The sequence below is a fragment of the Pseudomonas sp. JZ114 genome (assembly GCF_051027705.1).
In the GTDB taxonomy this organism is placed as follows: Bacteria; Pseudomonadota; Gammaproteobacteria; order Pseudomonadales; family Pseudomonadaceae; genus Chryseomonas; species Chryseomonas luteola.
In genome coordinates, this window is the sequence record NZ_CP069256.1 from 3644337 (window position 1) to 3660081 (window position 15745).

Sequence of the window (15745 nt, forward strand, 5' to 3'; positions counted from 1 at the left end):
ATGGTGCAACCAGGTGCAACCCAGGAAACCGACAAAGGCGCAACCGTCCGTCTCTTGACCGCCGGAAGACGCCGCCCCATCTTGTTAGAACCTGTCTACATCAAGGCTTCAAGCCTGCCAGTACAAAATAGCCTGCTCACTCTTGCGTTGTGTTGATTTGCCGCTTTTATGCTGATTCGGACGAGCCGCAAAGGCCGGGTTGCACCTAAGCCTGCTTTGACCTTCTGAAAAGCACTGGTGGTAGCGACAATACCCCTACGATGTATAAGAAAATACGTGACTTGTATATTATCTGCCCGCATTATTCGATGATCATGACGAAACCGTTTCTCATTCAATGAATAAAAAACAGCAGGTTGCAGTCGATACGACCGATATGGAAGAAAGCAGCGAAATCAACTCGCCATTTCTGGACGAGGTGATCGGCTATGCCCTGCGTCGGGCTCAGCTGAAAGTCTTCCAGCATCTGATCAATGAGCTGGAAGCCTATGATCTTCGCCCCGCCCAGTTCACCGCCCTTACGCTGATCGAGCAGAACCCGGGCCTCATGCAGGCCGAGCTGGCGCGTGCATTGGCCATCGAGCCACCGCAGATGGTTATCATGCTGAACAAGCTGGAAGCGCTGGGCCTTGCGCTACGTATACGCTGCAAGGCCGACAAGCGCTCCTATGGCATCTTTCTGAGCAAAACCGGCGAGACCCTGCTCAAGCAGCTTAAAGAAGTGGCTATCCGCAGTGATAACGAGGCTACCGCCGCCCTGAGTACCGAGGAGCGGCAGCAACTGCTGCACTTGTTGCACAAGGTCTACCGGTAGCCCGGCGCATTACATTTACGCGGGCTGCTTGTGGGTGCGATGGGGCAGGAAGGAACCGGCCTTCAGTGACCGCTCGATGTCTTCCAGGCTTCGTCCACCCGTTTCCGGGACCAGGAAGAAGATGAAGACCCAGCCCAGGACATTGAGTCCGGCGTAAACCCACATCGCACCGCCTACACCCAGCCATTGCGTCATGGTCAAGGCAGTCCCGGTCAGCAATAGATTGGACCCCCAGAGCATGGCGGCATGAGCACCGGTCGCCTGATCCCGAATAGCCAGCGGATAGATTTCTGATCCGGTCAGCCAGCCCACCACCTGGATGCCGCCTGCGTTGAAGATCATGAAGACGATCAGGCACCCCACTACCCACCAGCCCTGCGAATCGCCCGCCAAATTGAAGTGCAGCACGACGCCCAATACCAGAAGCGCCACCACTGCCCCCGGAATCATCGCCAGGCTCAGCGTTCGCCGTCCGACCTTGTCGACAATCAACTTGCCGATTACCGTCATGACCAGATAAGTGATTGCCACGCCAAGGGCTGACCACAGCGCAGCGGACGCGCCAAAGCCGGCATCCCTCAGAAACGTCGGCGTGTAATAGATCATCATCTCGATACCGCTGAGCTGGGTAAACGCCGCTACGCCCAGGCCGGCCACAAGCGCCGGTCGTAACCACGGTTGGCGCATGGCCCGCCAGCCTGTTACCGAATGCTCCTCCTTCTTGTCCACAACTTCCTGGATATCCGCAATCTCTTCGCGCACCTCCCCCGTGGTATCCCGTAACTTGGACAGCTCATGCCTGGCCTCTTTCGGACGGTCCTGCTCGACCAGCCACCGCGGACTTCTCGGCATTCGGGTCATGCCAAACAACAGTACCAGCGAAGGTACAAGCGCAACCCCAATCATCCAGCGCCAGGTAAAGAGGTTCTGGCCAGCCACACCCACAATTGCAGCCAGGAGAATCCCTACACCAATGGAAACGTTGAAATAGGTCACCAGGCGACCCCGCTTTTCGGGAGGTGCCAGTTCAGCGATGTAGGTGGGGACAATTTGCGTCGAGCCGCCGACTGCAAAGCCCAGCACCAGGCGAGACAGCCCTAGGCACCAGACATTGGGAGAGATGGCAGCAGCAACCACCCCCACACAATAGATACCCGCCACGATCACGATGGTCAGCCGACGCCCAAGCCTTGCCGACATACGTGTCGAACTCAGGGCACCGATTACCGCACCCAGCAAGATGGCAGCCGTGACAAGCTCCTGGGCGCGGTGATTAAGCTCGAAGTCCTGGGCAATTTGTGGAAGGGCACCGGAGATGATGCCCGTATCATAGCCGTACAACCCTCCGGCGATGGCTGCAACGGTAGCCACCATTGCCATATAGGCCTTGGGCTTGATATGGCTCTCGGTTGCGGAGCTAACAGCGTCTGCCATGAAGTTACCTGTCATATGGGAGGGATATGAAGGTATGGAGAGAGCCGTTACCCATGTGGTTCCGCCTGCCGCATGACGCTTGCGGTCAGCCTTGACTCGATCAAGGTCTTACAACCGCTCAGACATGGCGCTTTCAGCGCTCAAGGGCCATAAAACGATAAACAACCCCTACAAAGAAAAGCTGACGAAATGCCTGCCATCACCCCATTATGCCTGCCGTTTTCACACCAATTACTGCCAGATCCCGACCGTTTCGCCACTATCTCCTATAAAGCAGGTAAAGGTGCCCGACTCACCTTGATAGCGTCCGCGGTCTGCGCAACATTGAGCAGCAGATAGTCAAACGCGAAGCGGGCCGTTTCGCTTTTGGTTCTATAAAATGCATCTTCCTGACGGGACTCGGTCAGCCGAGCCGTACGTGCCCAGACAAATGCCAACCCTAACCAGCCCTGCAAGCGCAGATAATCCAACGCAGCGCGGTAGGGCCATTCCGAATCGCTGGAACTCATCAAGTCCGCTGTCACCTGCCAAGTCTGGTCGCAGGCCTGTCTTAACGCCGCACCATAAGACTTGCACGAAGGCGTTGCCAAACACCGCTCGGCTTCTGCCTGATAGTGCTCCAGAAGCCTGCCCAGTGCTGCTCCCCTGTCGCCGATGACCTTGCGCACGAGCAGGTCATTGGCCTGAATTTCGTTGGTGCCCTCATAGATCATGGCGATCCGGCTGTCGCGCAGGGTCTGCTCAATGCCAAAGTCTGTCACGTAGCCATAACCACCCAGCACCTGCAGCGCCGCACTGGCCTGCTGAAACCCCTGCTCGGTAAAGAATGCCTTGATGACCGGTGTCAGCAGCGATGCCAGTTGATGGGCGCGGGCGCGCTCATCGGCCTCTGTCGCATGCTCGGCCAGATCCAGCAGATGCGCTCCCCAATACCCCAGCGCCCGCATCCCTTCACTACAAGCCCGTAGTTCCAGCAGAACGCGTCGCATGGCCGGATGATGGACAAGCAGATCGGCTGCTTCAGCCGTCTCTTCAGGGCGCTTCGGCGCGCGCATTTGCCTTCTTTCCGAGGCATAGGCAAGTGCCTGTTGATAGGCCGACTCGACATGTCCCAACCCTTGCAACCCTACATGCAGGCGTGCCGAATTCATCATGACAAACATTGCCGCCAATCCCCGATGGGGCTCGCCAATCAACCAGCCGCAGGCCCCCTCGAAACGCAAGGCACAGGTTGCACTGCCCTTGATACCCATCTTGTGCTCCAGGCTCTCGCAGTACACGCCATTAGCCGTGCCCTTAAGCACCTTGGGCACCAGGAACAGGGACAACCCGCGGCTACCGACAGGCGCATCAGGAAGGCGAGCCAGTACGAGATGCACGATGTTGGATGTCAGATCATGTTCGCCACCCGAGATGAACAGCTTGCTGCCGTCGAGCAGATAGCGTCCCCTCTCTATCGGCTCTGCCCGGGTGCGAATCAGGCCAACGTCACTGCCAGCCTGGGGCTCGGTGATGCACATGGTGGCAAGCCACTCGCCACTTACAAGCTTGCCAAGGTAGGCATCCTTGAGCGCTTCTGAGGCATGGGCGCGTAGGCATTCGTATGCACCATGGGCAATACCGGGATACATGGCCCAGGCATGGTTGGCGGAAACCAGCATTTCCTGAAGCGCCGCGTCCAGTAACTGTGGCAGGCCCTGCCCTCCCCAGGCCGGGTCACAAGCCAAGGCGGGCCAGCCACCCTCGACATAGGCCTGATAGGCCTCGGCAAACCCGGACGGCGTCGTCACCTGTCCATCCTGCAGCTGGCAGCCCTGACGATCGCCCGAGGCGTTAAGCGGCGCCAACCTGTCGGCACTAAAACGCCCCGCTTCCTCCAGGATCTGCATGGATAGATCAGTGTCTACTTCGCTAAAGGCTGGTATTACAGACCAAGTCGAAGGAGCATCGAGCCATTCATCAATAACGAACCGCATATCGCGCAGCGGAGGGTGATAGGTCATGGCATCCTCTTAACGATAGTTCGGGTTTTCAATCAGCACCGCCATGCCTTGCCCGCCGCCCACACACGCGGCGGCGATGCCATAGCGTTCGTGGTTGGCCTGTAGCTGTCGCGCCAAGGTAAGCGTCAGGCGCAGGCCGGTTGCGGCCAGAGGATGTCCCAGCGCAATCGCACCGCCACAGGTATTCAGTCTTTCCGGATCGATATCCAGTTCACGCTGAACAGCCAACACCTGAGCGCCCTGCGCCTCGTTGATCTCGAAGCGAGCGATCTCCGCCAGCGTCAGCCCACTGCGCTCGAGCAGCAGGCGGATGGCCGATGCCGGACCGATGCCCATTACTTCTGGAGCAACCCCGACCGCGGTAGCGGCCAACAGGTTGGCTAGCAGTGGCTTGTCTGTCCGGTTTGATCTTCTGGCCACGACCATCGCCGCAGCACCGTCAACCACTGCACAGCTGTTGCCTGCCGTCTGCACACCGCCCTCGTGAATCGCGGCGAGCCGGGCCAGTGCGTCAAGTGACGTGGGCCGCGGATGACTGTCGACAGCGACAGAAGCGATACGACGTGGCAGTTGAATACCCCGCGTGCGATACCCTTCCAGCCGGAATTCTTCTGTTTGCACAGGGACAATTTCATCCGCAAACCAACCGGCCCCCTGTGCTGCCAGCGCCCGATTGAAGCTTGCCAATGCATAAGTATCAACCTCGGCACGCGTAAGGCTGTAGCGACGGGCCAGATTTTCAGCGGTACCAATCATGTCGATACCCGGTGCCGGGTCCATCAGGGCCTCCCAGAGAAAGTCCTTGAACTCCACCGAGGCTCCCAGGCGAAAACCGCTCCGGTGCGTATAGGCCGCAATGGGATTGCGAGACATGGACTCGCTGGCGACGCACAAGGCGATCTCGGCCTGACCCAAGCCAATCTGTTCACCTGCCTGACGCAGCAACTCGAAACCGGTGCCACAGATACGCTGGACCTGCAGGGCCGGCACCTCTAAGGGAACGCCTGCATAAAGGCCGATGTGTCGGGGTAACAGGTAAGCATCGAAACTGGCCTGAGCGACAGACCCTGCCAGAACGCTATCAACCTGATCCGGCGCCACGCCACTGCGCGCCAGTACCTCGCGCGCGACCTTGATGCCCAGGTCAATCGGTGAAACCTGCCCCAGCGCGCCGCAGTAATCTACCCAAGGTGTACGGACACCCCCAAGCAGCACCACGTCGTCGAATGCAGAATACAAGCCCTGTTGTCGCGCCATGGCAGTTCCCTATTTGAGACGGTACACGCGAATCAGTACGGCATTGCGCTGCAATGGTGCCCTTTCGACGGTTCCGGCATAAACGTAGCGATTCAACCAGCCGTAAGGGCCGTCCGGAGCGGTAATGGTCAGTGTCGAGAAGGCATAGGGCTTGGTATCCAGCTCGTGGATCAGGGCCTGATTGTGGATCGTCAGGATCGCGCCATCATGGGTGCGCATCTCATACAAGGCATCGAGCTGCTGGACGCCATCGGTACGGACCAGCTGCCGATCCGCCCCGCCCGGCAAGACCTTGCCACGCAGCCTGGGACCGACGAAACGCCCGCCGGTAATCGGTACGATACGACGCTCCCCCAGGGGGCCTTTGCCCAGGGACACGGTATCGGCAATCTCCACGGTCGCCTCGTAAACCAGCTCAGTCTGGGGAGCCACACCGGTGGCCGCTTGGGCAGTGGTCATCATCGATAAAAGCATCCATCCAGTGACGAGTCCCATCACAGTACGCGCCTTGGTCCCCACAGAGTTGTTCATCGCGCTGCCTCCATCGCCTCGAAACGAACAACCGAGGCGTCATTGCCCTGGCAGATTGTCTTGATCCGATCCGCTCGCCACTGCAACACGGCGCGCTGGTTGATCGAACCCTTGTCCGTGATTTCACCTCGATCGATAGAGGGCGGCTCATCGAGCAGGCAGGCCCACTCCACCCGGCTGGCACTGCCGGTTGCCTCCCGATTGAGCCGCCTGAGCAGCCCGGCAAGCCAGGCGCGTACTGAAGGTGAGGCCAGCACATCGGCGGACGAGGCATCATCACTCAGGCCGGACAAGGCTCGGCACTCAGGCAGACGGGGAAAGATCAGCAGGCCAAGGCAGTCGTGGTCCGGGCCGACAATGACCGCATCCTGGACATAGGGCGCGCCTTCCAGCACCACGCGTGTGCGTAACGGCCCCACACTGACGAACACACCGGACGATAGCTTGAAGTCTTCGGCGATCCGCCCATCGAACATCAGCCCCAGGTGCGGCTGCTGCGGGTCCGCGAACTTGAGCGCATCGCCGGTACAGTAGAAGCCCTCTTCGTCAAAGGCCTGGGCGTTGTGCTCTGGTGAGCGCCAATAGCCCGGCATCACGTGCGGTCCACGAAAGCGTGCCTCGAGCTTGCCATCCACCGGCACCAGCTTAACCTCACAACCCGGCGCCGGTAGCCCGACATAGCCCGCCATGGACAGTGGTCCAGTGGTAAAGGTGCAGGACGGCGCCGTTTCGGTCATGCCAAGCCCGGCCATCATGCGGATACGTTCGCCGCAATGCCGCTCCGCCACACGATCCAGACGGTCCCAGACACTTTGGGAAAGCCCCGCGGCGGCAAAGAAGAACAACTTTATCTTGGCGAAAAATCGCTCACGCAACTCAGGATCACTTTCCAGCGCAGTAACCAACTCCTCCCAGCCCTTGGGTACGGTCAGGTACGCGGTAGGTGAAATCTCCCGCAGATTGCGCAAGGTTTCAGCCATGCCCTGCGGCGTAGGCTTGCCCTCATCCAAGTAGAAGCTGCCGCCGTTGTACAGCACGATGCCGATGTTGTGGCTGCCGCCAAAGGTATGATTCCACGGCAACCAGTCCACCAGCACAGGCGGTTCCTCGCCAAAGGTGGGAAAGGTTTGCAGCAGCATCTGCTGATTGGCGCAGAGCATTTGCTGAGTAGTGACTACCGCCTTTGGCAGCTTGGTAGAGCCAGAGGTGAAGAGAAACTTGGCAATGCTGTCCGGCCCTGTGGCCTCAAAAGCCGCATCCGCCTCGGCGCCGCCGGGCTGGGCGAGCAACTCCTCGAACGCAATACAGAGCCGCCCATCAAGATCGCCCCGCGTCAGGATCACGGGCACCTCCGCTGGCACACGCGCCTCGATGGCGCGGCGGTACAGCTCACCGTCACAGGCGAACACCATGCCAGGATCAAGCAGATCGATTACATGCTTGAGCTTGCCCAGATCCTGGGAAAGCAGCGAATACCCTGGTGAGACCGGGCAATAGGGAATACCTGCATAGAGCGCGCCCATGCACAGCTGAAAATGTTCAAGATCGTTCCCGGACAGGATGACCAATGGGCGCTCGGCAGAAAGCCCAAACCCCAGCAGGGTCTGTGCGATGGCACGTGCGCGCTGGAGCATGTCGGCGTAGGTGATGCGCCGCCACTCCCCGCCCTGTTCACGTGCCGCTACAAAGGTTTGATCGGGCCGTACCTTGGCCCAATGGACCAGGCGATCAAGCAAGCGCTGCGGTAACGGCGCCAGGGGTTCCAGAGCCTGCATGCGGATAGTGCCATTCTGCTCATGGCGGATGTCTACGGCCGGATGGCCGATCGACACCGAACGGTATCGGGGCTTGGCCGCACCGACCTTTTCAATGCACAGCTCGGACTCGCAGTTCACGTCGCATACCTCCTGTTGGCACGCAGGGGGCCGAGCACGACTGAATTCGCGCATCAAGCCCCATGCATGGCCAGCCTGTTTCAGGCCGGTGTTGTCATTGTTGTTGCCAGGAATAGCGTGGGTTCAGATGGGGTAATGTCGGGGCGTTGTCTGGAGCGTAATCCAGCGCAGCTGGGTAAAATGCTCGACCGAAGCCGCCGAGCCAAAACTGCCATAGCCGCTGCCTTTCACACCGCCGAACGGCATCTGGGCTTCGTCATGCACTGTCGGCCCATTGATGTGGCAGATGCCGGACTCGATCCGCTGAGCCAGCCCCAGAGCGCGGTTCACGTCGCGGCTGAACACGGCGGCAGACAGGCCGTACTCGGAGTCGTTGGCCACGTGCAGCGCCTCTTCGTCGTCCTTTACCCGAATGACTGACACCATCGGGCCAAAGGACTCTTCGCGGTAGAGCTTCATGTCGGGCGTTACGCCATCGATCACAGTGGCCTGCATCAGGCAGCCATTGATCTCTCCGCCTGCCGCCAGACGCGCGCCCTTGGTCAGGGCGTCATCCATCAGGGTTTGCAGGCGCTCGGCCGGGGCCCGGTCGATCAACGCCCCCAGGACCGAGGTGCTGGCCTGCGGGTCGCCTGCAAGCAGCGTTCTGGCCTTGTCGGCCAGCTTGCTCACGAACGTATCGGCAATGGACTCGTGCACGATTAGCCGCTCGGTCGACATACAGATTTGACCTTGGTTGAAGAAAGCACCAAAGGCAGCAGCCTCTACCGCAGCATCCAGGTCCGCATCGTCCAGCACCAGAAGCGGCGCCTTGCCGCCCAGCTCCAGCACAGCCGGGGTGAGATGGCGCGCAGCCAGCTCCCCGATGATCTTGCCTACTCTTGTGGAGCCCGTGAAATTGACGCGGCGTACCGCCGGGTTTGCAATCAGCCGCTCGACGATAGCCGGCGCATCCTCTGGTGCGTTGTGGATAACGTTAATCACTCCGTCACCCAGCCCGGCTTCATGAAGCACATCACCGATCAGGGCATGCACGGCCGGGCACAGTTCGGAGGCTTTTAGCACTACGGTATTGCCGCAGGCCAGCGGCATGGCAATCGCACGGGTCGCCAGGATGACCGGCGCATTCCACGGTGCGATGCCGACGACCACGCCACAGGGCTGGCGCACCGCCATGGCCATCGAGCCCGGCAGATCGGAAGGAATGATCTGTCCGGTGATCTGGGTTGTCATGCAGGCCGCCTCACGCAGGATGCCTGCGGCCAGATGGACATTGAAGCCATACCAGTTGGGCATGGCGCCCGTCTCGCCTTGTCCAGCCGCCACGAACTGATCTGCGCGACTGGCCATGAGTTCAGCAGCCTTGAGCAAGCGTGTCCGGCGCTCATTAGGGCCCAGCGCCGCCCAGGCCGGGAACGCTGCCTGGGCCGCCGCGACAGCAGCATCAGCGTCTTCAAGGCTGGCTGCGGCTGCGCGAGTGACGGCTTGCTCGGTCAGCGGATTGCGACGCTCGAACTGACGCCCATTGGAAGCCTGCACGTGACGGCCACCAATCAGCAGGGAAACCTCGTACATGATGCGATCCTCGTTTTTGTAATTGTCAGGAACTGCACATAACAGCATACGTTCGAACGCCCGCCTGGGCAGCTCAGTGGCTACACAGGCGCAAGGGTATCCGGCGTTTTAACGACGGTAGGTTTGCAGACCCGGCTTGATGCTTTTCTCATCGAGGAACTGCTTCATGCCTTCTTCACGGCCATGCTCGGGATCGCGCAGGCGAGCCTGGTCAAGCTTGGCGTACAGGTAGTCTTCGTTCTGCTCCCAGTTGAGTTCACGGCAGCGCTTGAAGCCGATCTTGGCCGCCCGCAGCACCACCGGATTCTTTTCAAGCAGCTCACGCGCCAGGGTGACGGTTTCCTCGCGCAACTGCGCCAGCGGGACACTCTTGTTGACCAGCCCCATCTGGGCAGCCTTGACCCCATCGAAGGTACGCCCTGTCATGATGTAATAGAGCGACTCACGATGGCCGACTGTATCCGCCATCGCCTTGCTCACCAGATTGCCAGGCGGAATACCCCAGTTGACTTCGGAGAGACCAAACGTGGCCTCATCGGCGGCAATGGCCAGATCACAGGCCACCAGTGGACTGAAGCCTCCGCCAAAACACCAGCCGTTGACCATGGCAATGGTCGGCTTGCTGTACATTCGCAGCAGCTTCCACTGCCATTCGGAGGCCTCACGGCGGATTTTTTCCTGAAGAATCTCAGGGCCTGCATCCACCTCGCGGAAGTACTCCTTGAGGTCCATGCCTGCCGTCCAGGCATCGCCGGCCCCGGTCAGTACCACTACCCCGGCATCGGCATCCTGCTCCAGCGTTTCCAGAATCTCGCGCATTTCCCGGTTCAGCGTCGGGCTCATGGCGTTGCGCTTTTCGGGACGATTAAGGGTCACCCAGGCAATGCCCTCTTCGACCTTCACCTCTACTGTTTTCCAGCGACCTTCGTAATTGCTCATGGCGGAACCCTTGTTGTTGTGCTTCTTGTGAGTCCAAGCTAAGGCAGAAAAATAGTTATGTCAATTAACTATTTTTAGCTTTTTACAATTATTTATGTCCCTCCTATACCGCCAAGACCCGGCCTCCTTTTGGCATGTTTCGAGGTGTCACCCAAATAGTTAGTCCAATCAATCATTTAAGAAGATAGGCGTCATACACCACAGCCTTGCCCAGGCGCATGGCACTGCCAACACCAATGGCCCGATTGAGCCAGTCATACTTCTCGGCACTGGTTTCAAATGTCATCGTGACCTTGAAAAAGTATTTGCTCGGATCGACAGGCTTTCCGGCGGCCACATCCTTCATCACCTCTGGCGGACCGTAGCGGTACCCCTTGGTTTGCAGGTAAACAAGCGCGCCGTCATCGGTCTTGAGCAGATAGCGTGTATCGATGATGGCCAGCCCATCGTCGGTCACGACCTGCCAATCTGCGCCGTTGTTAAGAATTTCTCCCTTGAACGATGGCCCCTCAAAGCGGCCACCGGTAATCGGGATGATTCGGCGTTTGCCCAGCTCGCTCGTCTTGCCAAGCTCCCAGACAGGCGCCGTCAGATCGACCTCAAACCGGGCCAATCTTTCCAACCCAAGCGGCGGCGGATCAAAGGCAGGTTTTTCCCGCGCATCCTCTGCCAGCGATACGCCTGACAGTAACGTGCTAGCCGTCAACAAGGCGGCTACCCATAGAGATCTGAACATGGTTTCTCCTTAATGAGCCGGTTCACCTGCCAGCACACCTGTGCTGACCGGCTTGGCGGCCTGTCGGTTGAGCAGGCAGAGCACAGACGCCGCAGCGATCAGCACGCCGGGGGCTGTTGCGATGACCAGGGTCGATGCCGCGCCGCCCATGGCCAGTACCTGACCGGCCAGGAGCGGACCGGCCATGGCGCCTAATCGTCCTATCGCCACGGCTGAACCCACCCCGGTCGCTCGTACGGCCGCCGGATACACCAGAGGCGCCAGCGCATACAGCACCAATTGGCCGCCCACTACAAAGAGGCCCGCTAAAAATCCCGCCATGATGACCCCGGCAAAGCTGCTCGAAAGCCCAAGCCCCGCGAGTCCGGCCAAGATACCGGCGTAGATGGCGACCACGACGATTCGAGGTTTCCAGCGGTCCATCAGCAGACCGAACAGGACCGAGCCGATGCCGCCGCCGATATTGAACAGGATCTGCACCGTCACGGCCTGGCTGCGGGTGAACCCCTGCCCGACCAGCAGCGATGGCAGCCAGTTGAGCAGCATGTACATCACCGTCAGGGTAAAAAAGTAGCTGACCCACAGCATCAGCGTGGTGGATGCCCTTACCTGATGAAAGAGGCCATCCCAGGTGCGAATGGACTGCTCGGTTGCCCGGGCCGCCTGCCGGCTTTTGACGAACGCCGATGACTCCATCAGATACACGCCCAGCAGGGGCGCCACCAGAAGCGGCGCAAAGCCTCCTACATAAAAGACCGTCCGCCAGCCCAGCCCGGTCTCCAGCAGACCAACAATGGCCGCCAGCGCACCACCCAGTGGCACACCGCAATACATCAGGCTTACCGCTGTATTGCGGGCACGCTCGCCAGCCGACTCGGAGGATAGGGCAATCAGGTTGGGTAACGCCCCACCCAGCCCAATGCCGGTCATGAAGCGTGCGATCAACAGGCTCTGCATATCCCAGACATGGGCGCTGGCCAGCGAAAAGAGACCAAACAGCACAACCGAGGCAATCAGCACCTTTTTGCGCCCGATCCGATCGGCGCACCAACCTCCTAAAAAGGCCCCCGGCAGCAAGCCTAGAATGCTGGCACTGAAGACCAGCCCCATCTGCGCCGGCTTGAAGCCAAACGCGGCAGCCATACTGGGCGCTGCGATGCCCATGGCCTGCAGATCCATTCCCTCCAGCAGAGCCACTACAAAGCACAACCCTATGGTCAGGCGTGTACGGGCATCAGCCATCCCGAGCGTAGTCATAGCGAAACCTCCTCATGGGTCAGGCGCATCAGAAACGGAACGTTGTTGAAACCATGCCGAAGTGGGTATCCGAGCCATCGGCCTGCCGCACGGCCTTACCCGCCTGGAAATAGCTGTATTCCAGGTCCACGGTCAGGTTGGCGGTTGGTAGCCAGCGCAGATTGTTGCGAAACAGGTTGCCTGTCTTGGGCGATGAGCTGTTGGGCGTTCCCGGTACATAGGACATGCCCGGCAGATAAACGCCATCGCGGGTGCTTTCACGCCAGACGGCAAAGGCACCGGCCTCCAGCTGCAGGTACTCGCGTGGGGCGAATGTCAGCAGCGGGCCGATCAGATACATGTTCGAAAGGGTGGTCAGTCCCGAATCTCCATAAAAACCATTCTTGGGAAACAGCGGGTCGAACGTGCCAACCTTGTCATCACCAAAGCGGTCATCACCGCTGGCGGCATCGAAACGCACCGCCAATCGTGGCTTCCAGGGCTGCCTGAAGGTATATCCCGTCTCGCTGCTGATACCCCAGGCACGAATACGCGCCCCTTCCAGATGACCACCCTGGTAGGCCAGATCCCACGACCAGTCCCAACCGGCCTGCTTGCCAAACAGCCGCACGCCTCCGGTGTAGCGCTTTTCGCTTCCGGTCAGCCCATCCAGGGTGCGCTCGTTGGTTTCCAGGCCAAATCCGTATACATCCATTTTCAGGATGGCTGTCAGCGGTAGCGTGCCGTACAACCCATAAAACTTGACGTTATTGTTGGAGCCATCATCAAAGCTGTCTTCGCCTGTCTCGACGGGACGCAAGCCAAAGGCATCGAGCTTGTAGCCGCCGGGACGGGAATAGCTCAGGCGTACCCCATCGAAATTGAGCCGGATATTGCGTGCATCACGGTAGGTAACAAACGCCTGGTTGCCGTAACCCAGCTCCTGGCGCCCTACCCGCGTCATCAGCCGCCCGCCCAGGGTATTGGTATTGATGTCGATAAAAGCCTGATGCAGCTCCGTCCTGCTCTGGTCATACGGCCCGTAAAGCGCTTTGTTCCAGGCACGGGTGTTTTCCAGCTGGACGAACGCACGGACCTGGTCATCCAAGAGATGCAGATCACCATGGACCTGAAGCCGCTGCTGAGTGTAGGAATCCTTGTTCACACCACGCAGCCCAAAGACGGGGTTATTGATGGTATCCGCCCGGTAGCGTGCTTCCGCACCAAACTGGACCCAGGCTGAATCGGACAGCCGCTGATAACGGAGCGGATCAAAAAAGTCGCTCCGCTTGGACGCGTCGTCCAGAAACCGATAGTCCTCCGCCCAGCGAGGCGGCCCGGGTGGTAGAGGACGTGCTTTTTCCAGAGCATTATCGAGCGGCGCAGGACGTGACTGCTCCAGTACCACCGAAGGGGCAGCCTGAGCCGCCAGGGAAACTCCAGATAACGCAACAGCAAGGCATGAGGGCGCCAGCGCGCCGGCACGCCAGGAAAGCGATAAGGACATGACCGATACCTGTTTATTGTTGTTGTGGATCAGTGCTGGAAAACGAAAGGTCTTGGTCAGCCGGAGAGCAGCGACACGTCGTTAACGTGCCGAGGTAGCCGAAAAACGGTATGAAAACAGAAGGTGAATAACGCAGGGTAAGCGGGTGAATCGGTACGAATGAACATAGACTAGCCCCATATTGTTTTTATTATTAACTTTTGGATGAATGCCGTTGGCTTCATCTCTATGTGCTTGCCTTTTGGATACTTGACGTCAGCCTGCCTACCGTCAAGACATTAACGGACTTAACGATCGATTATCGAACGTTATAATTATTAACTATTTAGATGGCTAAGCATGCAAATGGATGTATCGCGCGCAAAGCAGCATGCCAGACAGGAAGGGATAGAAAAGGCGAGAAGATAGGCAAAAAACCGCCACCCCCTTAAAGGCAGATGGCGGTCAGACGGGTCAGAAACTGATCTTGCCTGCGCCAGCCTCGGAAGGCACCTTGGAGGCCACGAGGGAAGCCGCCATCTTGGTGTATTTGTAAGGAGGCGTCCAACCGATATTGGAATTCCATGAGCATTTCATGGAAACGCCATTGATCAGCGAGCCGGCGTCCTTGTAGACAGAGCCGCCATTCTTGGCGGTGATCTTGTCACAACTGCTAATGCCGCTGATGTTGAAGGCATTGGCCTCGGACAGGATAGCCGATGACTTGCCTACTCCATGGGCGGAATAGAACGGATAGACCGCGTCCTTTGTGTTACCTGTGTGCAGGTTGTTGTACAGGTGAACCTGACCAAACCGTACACGCGGCGCACGCTGCGTAACGTTCTCGAAGACCGAGTTATGGATAGTGACCTTCAACTTGCCCTTGTCGGTCGAGCTGGCACTGTCGCTGGAGCCAATCAGGATGTTCTTGTCGTGCAGCTTGAACACGGTGTTGGAGATGGTGACGTAGTTGGCGCCCTTCTTCACGTCCAGCGCCCCGTCATGATGCTGCACATGGCGACCCTTCTTGATCTCGCTCGGATCATCAGGGCGGCTACCGTCGGTAAACGTCATATGGTCGATCCAGACGTTACTCGCGCCCTGCACCGTGACGCCGTCGTACTCGGAGTTCCAGTTACCGGCATCGCCATCATCCGGGTCGAAAACCGGTGTGGGGTCCCATGGATTTTCGATGGTCAGGTTACGCATGATCACGTTGTTTTCCTTGATCATGAAAAACCCGTTGACGATCTGCGCAGTAGAGCCCAGACCCACAATTGTGGTGTTACCAGGCACAACCAGCTCAGCGCGCTTTTTCATCTCACTGGTACTGGTATAGGCCTTGCCTTCACTGATATCGATCTTGCCAGAGACCTTGATGATGCGGCTGCTGGCCGAGGCCTTCAACGCATTCTTCAGGTCATTGGCGGTGCGTACGGTATAGATATTGGCGGAGGCTGCAGCTGCGCCACCCTTGGTTCCCCCGTTTTGCGTAGCCCAGCCTGTACTGGCCGCCTCACGCATATCCGCTGCAAAGGTACTGGCGGCCGCGGTCAACAGCACCACGCCTGCGCCCAGTAAAGCCGGCTTCTTGAGCGAGCCTGATTTCATGGTCATGTACACGTCCTTACTGTTTAGTGTCTGTAACGCGCACGCAGGCTCAACGCAAATGAGTTTCACTGCAATAATGTCATATTGGAATTTTTAGATTTCTAAAGATAGCTCTCAACCAAAATGAGTAGCGTCTCTGCTTTCGTCTGTCGACGCGTCGAGGTTCCATGACATGCAGGCCGATAAACGACGCACAACGGCCTGTGTGGTAGACAAGAAACCCCTCTA

The 15745-nt window shown here is 58.8% G+C and carries 12 protein-coding genes; 1 reads left to right on the plus strand and 11 read right to left on the minus strand.

What is annotated here, in order from left to right:
• The first annotated feature begins 376 nt into the window (after positions 1-376).
• Positions 377-814, plus strand: coding sequence for a MarR family winged helix-turn-helix transcriptional regulator (locus JQR90_RS17165; RefSeq protein ID WP_230382266.1), 438 nt, complete (start codon positions 377-379; stop codon positions 812-814).
• 15 nt (positions 815-829) lie between these two features.
• Here the strand turns inward: JQR90_RS17165 and JQR90_RS17170 are convergent, their stop codons facing one another.
• The 11 genes from JQR90_RS17170 to JQR90_RS17220 form a co-directional block, all read right to left on the minus strand.
• Positions 830-2248 (minus strand): sugar porter family MFS transporter, encoded by a 1419-nt coding sequence (locus JQR90_RS17170; protein WP_434140166.1) that lies wholly within the window; start codon positions 2246-2248, stop codon positions 830-832.
• A gap of 266 nt (positions 2249-2514) precedes the next feature.
• Positions 2515-4251, minus strand: coding sequence for an acyl-CoA dehydrogenase family protein (locus tag JQR90_RS17175; protein ID WP_434140167.1), 1737 nt, complete (start codon positions 4249-4251; stop codon positions 2515-2517).
• Between the two features lie 9 nt (positions 4252-4260).
• Positions 4261-5508, minus strand: coding sequence for a thiolase family protein (locus JQR90_RS17180; protein WP_434140168.1), 1248 nt, complete (start codon positions 5506-5508; stop codon positions 4261-4263).
• A 9-nt stretch (positions 5509-5517) separates the two neighbouring features.
• Positions 5518-6039: a DUF3237 domain-containing protein gene (locus JQR90_RS17185; protein ID WP_434140169.1), complete on the minus strand. Its 522-nt coding sequence runs from the start codon at positions 6037-6039 to the stop codon at positions 5518-5520.
• Positions 6036-7934 carry a feruloyl-CoA synthase gene (locus JQR90_RS17190; RefSeq protein WP_434140170.1) on the minus strand — a complete coding sequence of 633 codons (1899 nt, stop codon included), beginning with the start codon at positions 7932-7934 and terminating at the stop codon, positions 6036-6038. The genes JQR90_RS17185 and JQR90_RS17190 overlap by 4 nt, the downstream gene beginning before the upstream one ends.
• Before the next feature lie 123 nt (positions 7935-8057).
• Positions 8058-9509: an aldehyde dehydrogenase gene (locus JQR90_RS17195; RefSeq protein ID WP_150346526.1), complete on the minus strand. Its 1452-nt coding sequence runs from the start codon at positions 9507-9509 to the stop codon at positions 8058-8060.
• Between the two features lie 108 nt (positions 9510-9617).
• On the minus strand, positions 9618-10448 hold the full coding sequence (locus tag JQR90_RS17200; RefSeq protein WP_010795913.1) for a p-hydroxycinnamoyl CoA hydratase/lyase: 831 nt from the start codon (positions 10446-10448) through the stop codon (positions 9618-9620).
• Positions 10449-10620: 172 nt separating this feature from the next.
• On the minus strand, positions 10621-11184 hold the full coding sequence (locus tag JQR90_RS17205) for a DUF3237 domain-containing protein (protein WP_434140171.1): 564 nt from the start codon (positions 11182-11184) through the stop codon (positions 10621-10623).
• Positions 11185-11193: 9 nt separating this feature from the next.
• Positions 11194-12441, minus strand: coding sequence for a 3-(3-hydroxy-phenyl)propionate transporter MhpT (mhpT, locus tag JQR90_RS17210; protein ID WP_010795915.1), 1248 nt, complete (start codon positions 12439-12441; stop codon positions 11194-11196).
• A 28-nt stretch (positions 12442-12469) separates the two neighbouring features.
• Positions 12470-13927 carry an alginate export family protein gene (locus tag JQR90_RS17215; RefSeq protein WP_434140172.1) on the minus strand — a complete coding sequence of 486 codons (1458 nt, stop codon included), beginning with the start codon at positions 13925-13927 and terminating at the stop codon, positions 12470-12472.
• A gap of 453 nt (positions 13928-14380) precedes the next feature.
• Complete coding sequence (locus tag JQR90_RS17220) at positions 14381-15523, minus strand: pectate lyase family protein (protein WP_010795917.1); 1143 nt, start codon at positions 15521-15523, stop codon at positions 14381-14383.
• Positions 15524-15745: the final 222 nt, after the last annotated feature.